13 protein-coding genes and 2 tRNA genes are annotated in these 15,158 nt (G+C 63.4%); 4 read left to right on the plus strand and 11 right to left on the minus strand.

From position 1 onward, the window contains the following. Nucleotides 1-3 precede the first annotated feature (3 nt). From CK221_RS24550 to CK221_RS24560, 3 genes are all read right to left on the minus strand, one after another. Nucleotides 4-921 (minus strand): carbohydrate ABC transporter permease, encoded by a 918-nt coding sequence (locus tag CK221_RS24550; protein ID WP_066998838.1) that lies wholly within the window; start codon nucleotides 919-921, stop codon nucleotides 4-6. A gap of 8 nt (nucleotides 922-929) precedes the next feature. After that, nucleotides 930-2,051: a sugar ABC transporter permease gene (locus CK221_RS24555; RefSeq protein WP_095779633.1), complete on the minus strand. Its 1,122-nt coding sequence runs from the start codon at nucleotides 2,049-2,051 to the stop codon at nucleotides 930-932. Nucleotides 2,052-2,204: 153 nt separating this feature from the next. Continuing rightward, complete coding sequence (locus tag CK221_RS24560) at nucleotides 2,205-3,869, minus strand: sugar ABC transporter substrate-binding protein (protein ID WP_095779578.1); 1,665 nt, start codon at nucleotides 3,867-3,869, stop codon at nucleotides 2,205-2,207. A 278-nt stretch (nucleotides 3,870-4,147) separates the two neighbouring features. Here CK221_RS24560 and ugpC point away from each other — a divergent pair, with 278 nt between their 5' ends. The 3 genes from ugpC to rbsK are packed head-to-tail and all read left to right on the plus strand — an operon-like array spanning nucleotide 4,148 to nucleotide 6,619. Beyond that, entirely contained in the window at nucleotides 4,148-5,206 is a 1,059-nt protein-coding gene (gene ugpC, locus CK221_RS24565) for a sn-glycerol-3-phosphate ABC transporter ATP-binding protein UgpC (protein ID WP_095779579.1), read from the plus strand. A 26-nt stretch (nucleotides 5,207-5,232) separates the two neighbouring features. Further along, the gene (locus tag CK221_RS24570) at nucleotides 5,233-5,685 is read left to right on the plus strand and encodes an RbsD/FucU family protein (protein WP_066998829.1); all 453 of its coding nucleotides are present in this window, start codon (nucleotides 5,233-5,235) and stop codon (nucleotides 5,683-5,685) included. A 4-nt stretch (nucleotides 5,686-5,689) separates the two neighbouring features. Further along, nucleotides 5,690-6,619 carry a ribokinase gene (gene rbsK / locus CK221_RS24575; protein WP_066998826.1) on the plus strand — a complete coding sequence of 310 codons (930 nt, stop codon included), beginning with the start codon at nucleotides 5,690-5,692 and terminating at the stop codon, nucleotides 6,617-6,619. Nucleotides 6,620-7,430: 811 nt separating this feature from the next. On the opposite strand, the gene CK221_RS24585 is transcribed toward rbsK, so the two are convergent. Together CK221_RS24585 and CK221_RS24590 are read right to left on the minus strand one after the other, a co-directional pair. Further along, nucleotides 7,431-8,777, minus strand: coding sequence for an FAD-binding oxidoreductase (locus CK221_RS24585; RefSeq protein ID WP_095779580.1), 1,347 nt, complete (start codon nucleotides 8,775-8,777; stop codon nucleotides 7,431-7,433). A gap of 229 nt (nucleotides 8,778-9,006) precedes the next feature. Then, nucleotides 9,007-9,083: transfer RNA gene (locus CK221_RS24590), tRNA-Asp, on the minus strand. Nucleotides 9,084-9,301: 218 nt separating this feature from the next. Between CK221_RS24590 and CK221_RS24595 the strand changes: the two genes are divergently transcribed. Next, nucleotides 9,302-9,377 (plus strand) — tRNA-Val (locus CK221_RS24595). Nucleotides 9,378-9,398: 21 nt separating this feature from the next. Here CK221_RS24595 and CK221_RS24600 read toward each other — a convergent pair. From CK221_RS24600 to CK221_RS24625, 6 genes are all read right to left on the minus strand, one after another. After that, the gene (locus CK221_RS24600) at nucleotides 9,399-10,169 is read right to left on the minus strand and encodes an SDR family oxidoreductase (protein ID WP_095779581.1); all 771 of its coding nucleotides are present in this window, start codon (nucleotides 10,167-10,169) and stop codon (nucleotides 9,399-9,401) included. A 13-nt stretch (nucleotides 10,170-10,182) separates the two neighbouring features. Further along, complete coding sequence (locus tag CK221_RS24605; protein ID WP_095779582.1) at nucleotides 10,183-11,178, minus strand: ABC transporter permease; 996 nt, start codon at nucleotides 11,176-11,178, stop codon at nucleotides 10,183-10,185. Between the two features lie 97 nt (nucleotides 11,179-11,275). Next, nucleotides 11,276-12,316, minus strand: coding sequence for a sugar ABC transporter substrate-binding protein (locus CK221_RS24610; protein ID WP_066995049.1), 1,041 nt, complete (start codon nucleotides 12,314-12,316; stop codon nucleotides 11,276-11,278). 39 nt (nucleotides 12,317-12,355) lie between these two features. Beyond that, entirely contained in the window at nucleotides 12,356-13,120 is a 765-nt protein-coding gene (locus CK221_RS24615) for an ATP-binding cassette domain-containing protein (RefSeq protein WP_095779583.1), read from the minus strand. Next, a complete protein-coding gene (locus CK221_RS24620; RefSeq protein WP_095779584.1) occupies nucleotides 13,117-14,283 on the minus strand; it encodes an ROK family transcriptional regulator in 1,167 nt (388 codons plus the stop codon). The genes CK221_RS24615 and CK221_RS24620 overlap by 4 nt, the downstream gene beginning before the upstream one ends. 141 nt (nucleotides 14,284-14,424) lie before the next feature. Further along, nucleotides 14,425-15,153 (minus strand): ABC transporter permease, encoded by a 729-nt coding sequence (locus tag CK221_RS24625; protein ID WP_245430737.1) that lies wholly within the window; start codon nucleotides 15,151-15,153, stop codon nucleotides 14,425-14,427. Between the last annotated feature and the right edge of the window lie 5 nt (nucleotides 15,154-15,158).

A 15,158-nucleotide genomic window follows, 5' to 3' on the forward strand; every position in this document is an offset into this window, starting at 1 on the left:
CGGCTATTTCACCGAACCGGCCGTCATGCCCATGATCAGATAGCGTTCGAGCGCGATGCCGATGATCGCCAGCGGCGTGATGGCTGCTGTCGCCAGGGCTGCCATCGACCACCAGTTGATACCTTGCGAGCCGGTCTGGCTCGCCACCATAACTGGGATGGTCTTGGCATCCGTCGACGTCAGAAGGGCGGCGAAGAAATATTCGTTCCAGCAGAGCACCATCGCCAGGATGAAGGCGGCGACCATGCCTGGGAGCGCGATCGGCATGACAATGCGGAAGAAGGCGCCCCAGATCGACAGGCCGTCGACGAGTGCCGCCTCCTCGAGCTCGACGGGAATGGAGTTGAATTGGTCGCGCATGATCCAGATGACGATCGGCAGCACCATCAGCGTGTAGAGGAGCACAAGGCCGATGCGGGTGTCGAGCAGGGCCACTTCGCGGTAAAGCACCAGGAAGGGCAGCGCCAGCACCACCGGCGGCAGGATCAGCTGCGAGAGGAAGAAGAAGGAGATGTCCTCGTTCTTGAACCAGGCGAACTTGTAGCGGTATCGGGTCAAGCCATAGGCGGCGAGGCTGCCGATGATGATGGCGAGGCTCGACGCGCCGACAGAGGTAATGACCGAGTTCATGAAGCGTTTCAGGAACTCGTCGCGCACCGTCGAGGTCTGGACGATCGAATCCGGCGACAGCCCGAGTGAGCGCCAGCCCTTCCAGTCTGGCTGGAAGTCGACGAAGGGGATGAGGTGCCCCTGCGTGACATCGACCGCCGACTTGAACGAAGTGGTGATCGTCCAATAGATCGGGAACAGGCAGACGAAGGACCAGAACACCAGGGCGCCATAGATGAAGACGCGGCTGGCGAGGAAGGCCGCCGGGGAGCGGATATCGGAAACGGTATATTCGGTGGTCTGGACGCTCATATGGACGCTCAGTTGACGTTGCGCACGAAGCGACTGGCGAGCTTCAGCAGCCAGGTGACGAACACGACGATGATGATCAGATAGACCATGGCGAGCATGGTGCCGTAGCCGACATTCGAACGGTCGCGATATTCGCGGTAGATGAAGCTCGAAACGGAATCGGTGGCGCCGCCGGGCCCGCCGGACGTCACCGTAATGATGATGTCGGCGAGCTTCAGCTTGAAGATGATGCGCAGGATCACCGCCGTCACGGACACCGGCAGCATCAGCGGGAAGGTAACCTGCCAGAAGGTCTGCCATGTCGTCGCGCCGTCGACGCGCGCCGCCTCGATCACCTCGCGCGACATCGCTTGCAGGCCGGCGAGCAGCATGATCATCATGAACGGAATGAAGGTCCAGGCGTCGAGCACCATGATCGAGATGCGCGCGATGATCGGGTCGGAGAAGAAGGCGGGATTGTCCCAGCCGAGATGGCGCGCCAGCGTCGATGCCGGTCCGAACCGGTATTCCATCAGCGACTTGCCGACCATCCAGGAGACCGCCACCGGCGACAGCATGAGCGGCAGCAGGAAGACCACACGGAAGAATTTCCTGGCGCGGATCTGCGCGTTGAGCAGCAGCGCCAGTCCGAAGGCGATGACATATTCGACCAGCACCGCCAGCACATAGAGGACCATGTTGAAGAGCGCGTTGCGGTAGTAGGGGTCGGCCAGCATCTGCCAGAAATTGTCGAGACCGTTGAACCTGCGGCCAGCGAAGGAGCTGAGGTTCCAGTCGGTCAGCGCGATATAGAAGCCGAACAGCGTCGGGAAGATCACCATGGCGACGGTGAAGAGCAGCGCCGGCAGCAGGAACAGCGCGCGCTGGCCGTCCTCGCCGCGCGTCAGCACTTGCCAGGCGCCGAGCGCCACGCCCCACAGCACATAGGCGTAGACCACCGGACGCCAGGTATAGAAGCCGATCGTGTCGACCTCAGTCTTGTAAAGGATCTGCATGACGATCGTCGCCAGCAGCACGAGCGTCGCGGCGATCATCAGGGCCCAGCCGAGGCGCTTGCGGCCGGGCGGAATCAGATCGATCGCTGCGGAGTTAGCCGGCCATGCATTGGCGGTTGAAGTCTGCTCAGCCACGCCTCTCGCCTCTACCTTGCTTTGGATGCAATTCCGGAGGAAAACCGCTTCACGCTTTTCCTGGAATTGCTGGAAGTCCAAATGACCGGCCATTGCCGGTCAACATGCGGCCCGGCGACGAGGTCGCCGGGCCGCGACTTCTCATGGGACAGCCTACATGCCGAGCGAGGCTTTGTAGAGCTTGATTTGGTTCTCGCGGCCGATCTGGTCGGTCAGCTTCTCCCAGGCGGCGGCGATGGCATCCGCACCTTCCTGCGCCTTCATCTTGCCGGCGAAGGTGTTGGCCAGGATGTCCTCGGCGGCGCTGTAGTACTGGAAGATGCCGGGGATGCGCGGCTCGATCGCGGCGTTCGGATGGTTGTAGGAGTCGCCCTCCGACTTGAGATAGGAGGTGATGAAGGCCTCGTCATAGCCGGCCGCCACCCATTCCGGAATGTTGAAATGGGAGTTGCGGTAGGGCTGGAAGCCGGAAGGATAGGCCGCGCACCACAGCGACAGATCCTTGCCGCCGAGATGGGCCGCCGCCGACCACGCCGCCTTCTTCTTCTTCTCGTCGCTGTCGACGCGGGCCATGACGTAGACGCCCCAGCCGAGATAGGCGCAGTTCGGCGCATAGTTCGGGCCGCTGGCCAGCTTGTCCCACTTTCCGGTCTTCGAATTGTAGACGTCGTCCGAGCCCGGCAGGATCGAGAAGCCGGTGACGTCGCCGATGACCGAGGAGTCGTTGGTCTTGACGTTGGAGCCGATATCGCCCCACCACGGGATCATCGAGCCCGTGCCGGCCAGGAACTGCTGGAAGCCGGTGGTGTTCGGATCGGCGTTGATCTGATCCGGCGGCTCCGAGGGCAGGGCGTCGATGACGTCCTGGATGGCCCGCACCCAAGGCGGGTTGTTGATGCGCGGCTTCATCGTATCCGGATCGAACAGCCAGGCCTTGTCGTCGGGGTGCTTGGCATAGGCAGAGGCGCGGCTGCCGAGGAAGTAGAAACCGAAGCCGCCCCAGGGCTTGGGCGCGTCGAGATAGCCATAGACGTCCTGGCCCTTGAACTGCTTGCCCTTGAGGAACTTGGTGACTGCCTGCACTTCCTGCCAAGTCTTGGGCACGCCCCATTCGGTCGTCGCGCCGCTCTCCTTCCAGGCCTTGGCGAGATCGGGATCGGAGAATACGTCGGTGCGGTAGTTGAAGTTGTGCGTATCGCCGTCGATGGTCACGCGATACTGCTTGCCGTCCCAGGTGCCGACCGGCGGCTTGAGGTAGTTGACGAGATCGTCCATGTCGATCTGCTTCTTGACCCAGTCGGGCATCTCCGAGGTGAGGCCCTTGCCGCAGACGTCGCCCTCGAAGGGCGCACCCATCTCGATGATGTCGAAGTCGACGGTTTTGGTCGCGATCGACTGCTGCAGACGGGCGTTGTAGTCGGCCTGGGCGAGGTCGATCCAGCTGATCTTGGCGCCGGTATAGGCCTCCCACGGCTTCAGGAAGCCGCGGAACAGCACGTTGTGCAGGTTCTGGTTGTTGAGGCCCATGAAGGTGAGCTCGACACCGGCAAACTCGCCTTGCTTGACGTTGGCCTTGGTCGCTTCCAGGCAGAGCTCACCGACTTTCTGGAAGTCGGCGTCCGTCGGCTGGCCTTTGCCGACGCCGGGTATCTGCAGGATTTTCGCGCGCAGGTCGTCGGCGGCAGCCGCCGGCCTGGTCAGCGCGCCAAGCCCCGTGCCGGACGCTGCTGCGAGCGCCGCCATGCTGGCCGCGCCCTTCAGCAAATCGCGGCGGGTCGCCCCGGCACGCACCAGTTTTTCGTAAAGATCGACTCTCATCTCAAGGTTCCTCCCAGAACTTCAGTCGTGAATTGATTCTGCCAATCTCTCGACGTCGAAACGTCTGCGGTTCTCCTATACCATAGGGCAGCGTGGGACCCCACCCTGCGTCGCCTGGAGATCCGATTTTCGGGACAAGGACCGGCATTCGGATTGGCACTCGTCACTATTCGCGTAATCGATTACCTTGTCAACAAGATTGGCTTTTTATCTATAAGATACCGACTTGCCCTTGCGGTTGGCAATGGCTAGCTTCACCGAAAAAGATAGGGGAGACAATGGCTCAAGTCGCGATCGCCAATGTGGCCAAGGCTTTCGGAACCGTCAAGGTTCTACATGAGGTCAGCGTCGATATCGCCGACGGTCAATTCGTCGTCCTGGTCGGCCCTTCGGGCTGCGGCAAGTCCACGCTGCTGCGGATGGTGGCGGGGCTGGAAACGGTTTCCGGCGGAACGATTTCGATCGGCGACCGCATCGTCAACAACCTGCCGCCGGCCAAGCGCGACATCGCCATGGTGTTCCAGAACTACGCGCTCTATCCGCACAAGACGGTGGAGCAGAACATGGCTTTCGCGCTGAAGCTGCGCGGCACCGATCCGGCCATCGTCGCCGAGCGGGTGAAGCGTGCGGCCGACATCCTCGACCTCAATCCCTATCTCAAGCGCTATCCGCGCCAGCTTTCCGGCGGCCAGCGCCAGCGCGTCGCCATGGGCCGCGCGATCGTGCGCAACCCGCAGGTGTTTCTGTTCGACGAGCCGCTCTCAAACCTCGATGCCAAGCTGCGCGTGCAGATGCGCACCGAGATCAAGGAACTGCATCAGCGGCTGAAGACCACCACCATCTACGTCACACACGACCAGATCGAGGCCATGACCATGGCCGACAAGATCGTGGTGATGCGCGATGGCCGCATCGAGCAGATCGGCGCGCCGCTGCAACTGTTCGACCGGCCGGCCAACCTGTTCGTCGCGGGCTTTATCGGCTCGCCGGCGATGAACCTGCTGAAGGGCACCGTGAAGAAGGGTGAAAAGCCGGAGGTCGACATAGCAGGCTCGGCCTTTCCGATGCCTGCCAGCATCGCCGCGGCGGACGGCCAGGCCGTCGTCTATGGTGTGCGGCCCGAGCATCTGGAGATCCATCCCGACGGTGTGGCGTCCACGATTTCGGTGGTCGAGCCGACCGGCTCGGAAACCCTGGTGTTCGTGCGCTTCGGCGAGGGCGAGATGGTGGCGCTGTTCCGCGAGCGTCACGACTTCAAGCCTGGCGATACGCTGAAGCTCAGGCCGCGGCTCGACCATGTCCATCTCTTCGACGCAGGGACCGGCAAGCGTCTCTGACCGCAAACACACATCGAGGAAACCCAATGCTCAAAGGGATCAATCCGCTGCTCAACGCCGACGTGCTCCAGGCACTGCGGGCGATGGGGCACGGCGACGACCTGATCATCGCCGACACCAATTTCCCATCCGACTCCGTCGCCAAGCAGACGGTGCTCGGCAAGCTGCTGCGCATCGATGCGCCGGCGGCCGAAGTGGTGAAGGCGGTGCTGTCGCTCTATCCGCTGGACAGCTTCGTCAACGACGCGGCCGCGCGCATGGAGATCGTCGGCAAGCCGAACGAGATCCCGCCGGTGCAGAAGGAGGTGCAGCAGGAAATCGACGCGGCCGAGGGCAAACCCTGGCCGATGATCTCGATCGAGCGCTACGCCTTCTACGAGCGGGCCAAGAAGGCGTATTGCGTCATCCAGACCGGTGAGCGCCGCTTCTATGGCTGCTTTGCCTTCCGCAAGGGCGTCATTCCGCCGGATGCGGAGTAAGGAGATGTCCGCCAGCAAGCCAGTCGTCATCCTGGGTGTCTTCGTCGCCGACACCGCCTATCGCGCCGACCGCCAGCCGCGCATGGGCGAGACGATCCTCGGCAATTCGTTCAAGCTCGGACCCGGCGGCAAGGGCTCGAACCAGGCGGTCGCAGCCGGCAAACTCGGCGCCGACATCACCTTCCTGACCCGGCTCGGCATCGATGCCTTCGCCGACATGGCCAAGCAGACGTGGAAGGATGCGGGCGTCAAGAGCGCGGTCATCGACACGCCGGACAGCTACACCGGGGCGGCTTATATCTTTGTCGAGGAGGGCAGCGGCAACAACGCCATCATCGTCAGCCCGGGTGCTGCGATGCTGATCTCGTCCGCTGACATCGAGGCGCATGCCGACCTGATCCGCTCGGCGGGCGTCTTCGTCACCCAGCTCGAGCAGCCGATCGACGCGGCGCTGAAAGCCTTGCAAATTGCGCACGGGGCAGGGGTGACTACCATTCTTAACCCGGCGCCGGCCGCCACCCTGCCGGACAGCATCTACGCGCTTTGCGACTACGTCACACCCAACGAGTCCGAGGCCGAGGGGCTGACCGGCATCGCCGTCTCTTCGGTCGACGATGCCCGCCGCGCCGCCGACAGCCTGCTGGCAAAGGGCGTCGGCGCCGTGATCGTGACGCTTGGCGAGAAGGGCGCGCTGCTGCACACCAGGGAGCGATCCGATCACGTCGGCGCCGTCAGTGCCGGCCCTGTAATCGAAACCACGGGGGCGGGCGACGCCTTCAATGGCGGACTTGCGGCGGCGCTTGCCAAGGGCGTCGAGCCGCTGGAGGCGGTGCGCTTCGCCTGTGCCGTCGCAGGCATTTCGGTGACCCGGCCGGGCACCGCGCCTTCCATGCCGACGCTCCAGGAAGTCGAGGCGCTGCTGGCGCGCGGTTGAAGCCGCTAAATCTCGCGTGGCGTTTCAGCGGCGCTAGCCGGCCATCGGCTTGACCACAACTCACAGAAGTTGGTCTCTCACGGCCCCCAGGGTTGCATATTAGCCACGGTTAATATTAATCGGCGCCAACGCTGCATCAACGGCATAGGTGTCCCGTAATGGGCCACCGTGTCTGGCATCGCAATTGCACTGTCAGCAATGCCGGGGTGGACTGTGCCTCGGTAGCCGGGGGGTTTTTTGGGGGGCCCGCCGCTCCGCGATGGAGCGGCGGGCGCTTTAAGGGTCGAGGGTACTGGCGATGTATTTTCCGCAATTTCTGGTGGGCATGTTCGCGAGTTCGTTCACGGTCGCAATCTGGGTCGGGCTGCAAACCGGCTCCGCCTGGAAGGCGCTTGGCTGCGCTATGCTTGCGATGATCATCCTCCAGATTGGATATGCCGGACTTGTCATTCGGCTGATCTACAAGCGGGGCCCGCAAGGCACTGGAGCAGACTTTATATCGGCAAATGCGGCGCCACCGGTGCAGCGAGCGCGCCCACACTAGAGGGCTCACCTCCAACCCGCCAACGCGCCCTGCGGAACGCAAGCAGTGCCAGCGCGTTCACCGTCTTGACCAGCACAGGCAGCCTGGTTGCCCGGAACGGTGAGATGAAAACGCCCTATAAAAAGCCCACGCTTGTAAAGCGCGAGAAGCTCACCGCCCGAACCGCGCAGATTGTCGCCTCCGGTGTGATATTGGGCGAGTGAACAGGGGCGCCGAAGGGCAGCTGAAGAATTTTGCTGCTCACAGGCTGGCCGGTCGGTGACTGCTCTAGAGGGCCGGACCCGGCCGAATGGCGCTTCCGTCAGAAAAGCGCGACAGGCGAAAGCGGGTGAGATCGTGCCCGATCTGGTTTCCCTGGATCATGTCGGCGACGACGCGGCCGATTCCGGGTCCGATACCGAAGCCGTGACCGCTCATGCCCGTTGCGACGATAAGGCCAGCTATCGCCTGCACTTTGTCCACAATGGGAACGACATCCGGCATCGCGTCGATCATGCCAGCCCAGCTTGCCTTTAGGCGCACCGCGTCGAGCTGTGGGAACAGGCGCCTGAAATTGCGCTCGATGGAACGCAGACCAGAACGTTCGGGAGCTGGATTTAGCACCCGCATTCTTTCGAAAGGACTTTGCGAATCCGGCGCCCAGTGACGCGGCGTCGACCAGCCATCCGGGTAGCCCGCTGGCGCAGCCGGCGAATAGCGTGAGCCGAAAGGATTGGCCATGAGCGCGGGAAGGTATTTCTTCGCATGCCGGAATGCGTCCGGGCCAAGGTGAAGCAAATGACTGCCTCCGGCAGCGAGCGTGTATCCGCCATCCTGTCGGCGTCTGAAAGCGATATGCTCTCCTGCCGCGGCTCCTGCATAGACTTCAGGCATCGCCTCGGTTGCCGCGACGGTCGACCTTACACTGAGCTGGGGAATGGAAACGCCATGTCTTCTCAGGAACAGGGAAGACCACGCACCGCCGGCGAGCAGAACGCTCGACGTCTCGATGTGACCCGCCTCTGTCCACACTCCCCTGATCCTCCCGGCCGAGATTTCCAGGGCTCGCGCCGCGCAATTCTCCACAATCTTGACGCCCTTGCGGGCGGCAAGCCGGGCGAGTGCGGGCACGGCCAGCCAAGGCTCCGCCCGCATGTCGGAAGGCGTTGTCATCGCGCCCTTGAAACTGCGCGACATGCCTTTGATGAGACCGGCGGTTTCCCGTGCGTTCAGCAGGCGCGTGTCGATCTCATGGGCGGCAGCGATCTTCAGGAATTTTTCGAAGCGGGCCATTTCGCGGTCGGAGCTTGCCAGGTAAGTCACGCCTGTCTGCTTCAAGCCGATGTCTTCGCCGCATTCCTCAGCCAGTTGCCGCCAATGACGCGCCGCCTCGATCACGATCGGCAGTTCGTCCGCATCGCGTCCCTGTTTGCGGATCCATCCCCAATTGCGCGAGGACTGTTCGGCAGCGATGCGTCCCTTTTCCAACAGCGTCACCGAGATGTTGCGCCGCGCAAGAAAAAGCGCTGTCGCAACGCCGATAACGCCGCCACCGATAGTGACCACGTCAGCGCTATTCGGTGGAGGGCCGGGAAATTGAACCGGATCTGCTTCGGAGAACGGGAAAGTAGGCAAGGGGAGAATCCTGAAAAGGCTGCGTCAGCTATGGCCCACCGGCAGCCAACCTTTCTTGAGGCAGTTCTGGGGAAGGTGGAGCACAGGCGCCTGACGAGCGGCTCCCGTAGTCGCCAATTCAGACGCGGTGGATCGCGAATGTTGGCCGCAGCGAATACAAAAAGTTGAAACTCTCCGGAAAATGAAAGTTCAAGCTTTTGAAGAGCAGGGCCTAAACCCTTGAAAAGACTGGCGCGAGTGACGGGGCTCGAACCCGCGACCTCCGGCGTGACAGGCCGGCACTCTAACCGACTGAGCTACACCCGCGCACTGACGAGCACGTGTCAGGCGTGTTCGTCGTTGGGGCGCTGGATAAGGGGTTCGTTTGCGGGTGTCAAGCGCGGCATGTGAGCATAACAGCAATCAGCAGAAGGTTTTTTGACAAGTGCGCCGGCATTGGCGAAATCCGTCCGATAGTGAGTGCGCCGGCTGTTCATTGGGCCTTGCGAATAGAGCTCTAACTGCTTAAAGGTCCGGCCCGGAGCGGGCGATTAGCTCAGTTGGTAGAGCGCTTCGTTTACACCGAAGATGTCGGCGGTTCGAGCCCGTCATCGCCCACCAGTTTCCCGGCACAATCAAGACTCACGGCGGCGTCAGGCGGAAATCCTGGCCTTCGGGCAGGAGCTGGCCGCCATCAACGACGATCGTGGTGCCGGTGATGTAGCTGGCGTCGTCGGAGGCCAGGAACAGGAAGGTGTTGGCGACGTCGCGTGGCGTGCCGAGACGTCCGAGCGGCACGGCGTCCTCCATGCTCTTGATGAAGGCGGCATCGCGGTGAAGCTTCATGCCTTCGGTCAGGATGTTGCCAGGCTCGACGCCGTTAACGGTGATGCCATAGCCGGAAAACTCCAGCGCCGCCGCGCGGATGAAGCCGTTGATGCCGGCCTTGCTTGCCGAATAATGGCCGTGGCCGGGGCTGCTCACTTGCGGGCCGGTAATGGAAGAGGTGAAGAGCATGCGACCGCTGCCCTGAGCCTTCATCGGTGGAAGCGCTGCCCGCGCGGTGTTGAAGCTGCCGCGCAGATTGACCGCCATGACCCGGTCCCAGTCCTCCGGGCTGGTGTTCTCGATCAACTGCCAAGGGTAGATGCCGGCGTTCTGGACGATGATGTCGAGGCGGCCGTGACGCTGCAGCGCCAATGCCACTACCGCTTCGGCGTCGGCCATCCTGGAAATGTCGGTGCGGATGAAGGCGGCACCCAGTTCGTCGGCGCTCGCCCTGCCGGCTTCGGCTTCACTGTCGGCCAGCACAAGGCTGGCGCCTTCCTCGGTGAAGCGCTGGGCTATGCCCCTGCCGATGCCACGCGCGGCCCCGACGATCACCGCCACCTTGCCTTGGATGCGTCCGGTCATGCGAGCCGTCCTGTCATGCGAGCCTTTGGCGAATGGTTTGCTTGAAAGCGTCGAGAAGCACGGCCGCCAGCACCAACAAGCCGTGGATGACCTGGGTGAAGTTGGCCGGCAGGGCCATGAGGTTGATGGCGGTGTTGATGGCCGACAGAAGTAGCACGCCGGCATAGACGCCGGGCAGGGTGCCGACGCCGCCTTTCAGGCTGACGCCGCCAATGACCACGGCGGCGAAGGCGTTGAAGAGCAGGCCGACCCCGAGATTGGCGGTGGCGCCGGAGGTGCGGATGGCGAGCAGCCAGCCGGCGAGGCCGGCGATGGCGCCGGCAAGCACGAAGGCGATGATCAGGTTGCGGTTGACGCGGATGCCGGCACGGAAGGTCGCGGTCTCGTTGCCACCGATCATCACCAGATGCCGGCCGAACGGCGTCTTGGCGAGAATCAGCGAGAAGACGACGAAGCAGCCGACAGCGATCCAGGCGGTGAGCGGCAGCCCGACGAGCCGCTGGATGCCGAACCAGCGGATGGCCGGCGCCAGGTCCTGCGCCGAGCGTCCGCCTGAAACGACAAGCACCAGGCCGCGCACCCAGATATAGGAGGCAAGCGTGATGATGAAGGCGCTCATCCGCAGTCTGACGATGAGGAAACCGTTGATGACGCCGATAAGGGCTCCCACCGCCAGGGCTACGGCGAGCGAGACCGGCACCATCAGCCAGTCCGGATGCAACTGCAGGCCGAGGCCGATGCCTGACGAGCAGAACATGATGCCGACCGCCATGGCGCTGAGCGCCGCGACCGATTCAACCGACAGGTCCATGTGACCGGCAATGATGACCAGCGCCAGGCCGATCGACATGACGCCCAGCACGCTCGAAGCCTCGACGATGTTGGCGAAGATGCCGAGCTGGAAGAAGTTCGGAATGAGCGTCGAGAACACGGCCAGCACAAAGACCAGCATGAACCAGACGAGATTGTCGAGCACAAGCTCGAGACTGTGGCGGGTGCGTGGGCTCATCGGCCGATCCGGTTAGCGTCGAATTTGAATATGCGGCTGCCGCGGGGCGGGCCTGCGAGGCTCCGGGCCGGGAGGCCCGGAGCTCGATGCAAAAGGCCTACTCGACGGGCTTGACGGTATCCGTCGGCGGCTTCAGGTTGCCCCAGAAAGCGGGGTTGTCGACATTCTCCTTGGTGATCGCCGCACCCGGGATCTTGATGTTCGGGCCCCAGGCTTCCTTGGTCACCACCGACTTCAGGCCGAGCACGTCATATTCGCCGGGCTTGATCTCCTGCTTGTTGACGACCTTGTCCATGAACATGGCGACGGCCGCGGCCTGGGCGTAGAGCGGCTGTTCGACTTCGACGTTGAGCCAACCCTTGCGGATAAGGTCGAGGCCGACCGGCGCGCCGTTCGAGCTCATCATCATCACGTCGCCCGGCTTCTTACCGGCAGCCTCCAGCGAGGCAACGCCCGCGACCGAAAGATGTGCGGCGTGGCTGAAGATCAGGTCGATGTCGGGATTGGCCAAGATCTGGTCGGCAACGATGGTGCCGGCGTTGCTCGCCTCCCACTGCATGGCGGGCAGCGAGATGATCTTGACGTCCGGAAACGCCTTCATCTTCTCCTCGAAACCCTTCTGGATGTCGAGCGTGTAGGGATCGCCGGGATCGCCGAGCACCTGCAGGATCTTGCCCTTGACCGAGCCATGCTTGGCCTTCAGCAGCGCTTCGGCCTGCTCGGCCGCAATGTGGCCGATCTCGACCGTGCCGGCGACCGATGTGAAGTCGGATGGCGTGGCGGTGATCTGGCGGTCGAACTCGACCACAGGGATGCCGGCCGCGCGGGCGGCTTCAACGGATGGCTTCAACGCATTGAAATCGACCGCGGCGAGGATGATCGCCTTCGGCTTCAGTGCGATGACGTCGTTCATCTGCGATTGCTGAGCGTCGGTCTTGTTGTCGGCGTTCAGTGTCTTCATCTCGTAGCCGACCTGTTTCAGGAACAGTTCCAGCGCGCTCACCGAGCCGGTCTGGAATTCGTCGAGCAAGGTCGGCACCAGGTAGTAGACGGTACCCTTGGACTGGGCGAATGCCGGCGTGAGCGTGGCAATGGCCAGGGCCAGGATACCGAAGACAGAAAGTAGCATTCGCTTCATGTCGTTCGCTCCTCTTTTCGCCGGACCCCTCATTGTCCCTCAGCCCGCCGGTCCGGCACCGGCGAGCGTTTCCCCGGTGATCATGTTGATCACCGCATCGGGACTTGTCTTGTTGCGGGCAACGTCGCCCGCCACGACGCCCTGGCGGATCACCACGATCCGGTCGGCGACCTGGAAGGCCTGCTGCATGATGTGGGTGATGATGACGACGCCGATGCCTTGGCTCGCCACCTTGCGGATCATGTCGAGGCCGCGGCGCGTCTGCTCGACGCCGAGCGCGGCGAACGGCTCGTCGAGCAGCACCAGCTTGCCGCCCCAATGAACGAAACGGTTGAGCTCGATCGCCTGCCGCTGGCCGCCCGAGAGATGCTCGACCTTGGTGCGCAGCGAGGGAATGCGAGTGCCGGCATTGGCCAGCGCCTTCGCCACTACGGACTCCATCGCGCGCTCGTCGAGCACCGGAACGCCCAGCACCTTGCGGGTGATCTCGCGGCCCATGAAGAAGTTGGCCACCACGTCGACATTGGTGCAGAGCGAGAGGTCCTGGTAGACGGTCTCGATGCCGGCGGCCTTGGCCTCGGCGGGGGTTTTGGCGAGGAATTCCTTGCCTTCGAACAGCATGCGACCCGAGGTCGGCTCAAGTCCGCCGGCAATGATCTTGACCAGCGTCGACTTGCCGGCGCCGTTGTCGCCGAGCAGCGCCACCACCTCGCCGCGCGCGATCGAGAAGCTGATGCCCCTCAGCGCCCGGATGGCGCCGTAATTCTTGGTGACGTTGTCAAGGACCAGCAGGGGTTCGCTCATGCCGCGATGTCTCCGCCGTTCAGAAGGTCGCCTTCGCGCTGCCGCTTGGCGGTGAAGATCTGGCCGAAGCGCGGCGAAAGCACGCCGGAAACGGCAAGTGCCGCGGCGCCGCGCAACACGGCATGCTGCCCGCCCTGCGCCACGAGGATGCGCGGCGCGGCGCGATCCTTGCGAGCCGAAACCGAATTGTGCAGCGGCTCCGCCAATGCAGCCAGGCGTTCGAGCAACTGAGGCGAGGCGAGGCCCCCAAGCACGATCGTCTCGGGGTCGAAAAGGTTCTCGATGACTGCGACGGCGTTGCGGAAGATCGGAGCGACTTCGGCCACCCATCCGGCGTCGTTGCCGTTCCAGCGGCCGCGCGCCTCGAGCGACAGATAGCGTTCGAGGCAGCCCCGGTTGCCGCAGGGGCAAAGCTCGCCTTCCGGAACGACGGGGATGTGTCCGATCTCGCCGGCATTGCCCCAGGCCCCGCGCAGCACGCCGCCGTCATGCACCATGGCGCCGCCAAGCCCGACGCTGAAGTAGAGATAGTAGTAGTCGGAACGCTGGAGGCCGAGGCCGTAGAGGCGTTCCCCCATGGCCGCCGCCGCCATATCGGTCTCGAAGAAGGCGGGCAGGCCGGTCGCGGCGGCAAGGCGCTCGCGCAACGGCACGCCTTTCCAGCCCGCCATTGTGGTCGGTCCGACGAAGCTCATGGACTCGACGCCGAACGGGCCGGGAAGCGCCATGCCGACGCCGATGACCCGTCCTCCGGCGCGGCGCCCGATCAGATCGGCAACCATGGCGCCGATCGCCTCGAAGGCGAGATCGGGTGTCGGGCTCGGCGCTTCGCGATGGACGCTCTCGATCACGTCGCCGCTCAGGTTGATGAGTGCGGCGTCTATCCCCAGCGGGGTGAGGTGGATGCCGACGGCATAGCCGCCTTCCGGGTTGATGCGCAGCGTGGCCGGCGGCTGGCCGCGGCCCTTCGGTTCCTCGCGGACCGACAGTATGTAACCCTGTTCCTCCAACTCGCGCACGATAGTCGAGACCGTCTGAACGGTGAGCCCGACGTGCTGCGCGATGTCGCCGCGGGCGATCGGACCGAAGCGGCGGATGGATTCGAGCACGATGCGCCGGTTGTATGGCCGCCCGAACTCCTGATTGGTTCCCCGCAACGCCATGGCTTGCGCTCCTGACGGACACAAGGTTCGCAGAGAAGATTTATTCAGTCAAATGGAATTCAAAAATAATTTGCCCGGCTCTCGAGGAGAGCAAGTTTCCCTGCGGCCCCGGCGCTTGCGACCCGGGCAATGTGCGGAAAGCTAGTATCTGATGACGCGACGCTCGATCAGCACGACGATGCAGAAAAGCGCGATCGACAGCGACGACGACAGCACGATCGCGGCGTAGAGCCGGTCGGATTGATAGTTGAACGTTGCCTGGATGATCAGCGCGCCGAGGCCTTTGTCCGAGCCGATCCATTCGCCGACGATGGCGCCGATCACCGCAGTGGCCGAGGAGATGCGGAGCGAGGAGAACAGCATCGGCAGGGCGCGGGGCAGGCGCAGAGCCCAGAAGATCTCCGAGCGTGTCGCCGACAGCACGCGGAACAGCTCGTGTTCGTTGTCGCTTGCCGAATCCAGGCCTCGGATCATGTTCACCAGGGTCGGGAAGAAGCAGATCACGGCGGCGATGACGATCTTGGGCGTCATGCCGAGGCCGAAGATCAGGATGATGATCGGCGACAGCGCCAGGATCGGAATGGTGTTGAAGAACAGGACGATCGGGAAATAGGCGGCCTGCAGGAAGCGGCTGTGCACGAAGACCACGGCAAGCAGCACGGCGGCGAAATTGCCGATGACGAAGCCCGCCAGCGCCTCGATCAGCGTCGGTCTGAGATTGTCGATGAGCAGGGCGAAATTCTTCTGGAAGACGCCGAAGATCGCCGTCGGCGTCGGCACGATATAGGCGGGCACGCCGAGCAGCGGCAGGAGATACTGCCAGGCAATCAGGATCGACGCGGCGCCCAGAACCGGAAGCGCAATCGCCATTTGCG

The sequence above is a fragment of the Mesorhizobium sp. WSM3868 genome (genome assembly GCF_002294785.1).
In the GTDB taxonomy this organism is placed as follows: Bacteria; Pseudomonadota; Alphaproteobacteria; order Rhizobiales; family Rhizobiaceae; genus Mesorhizobium.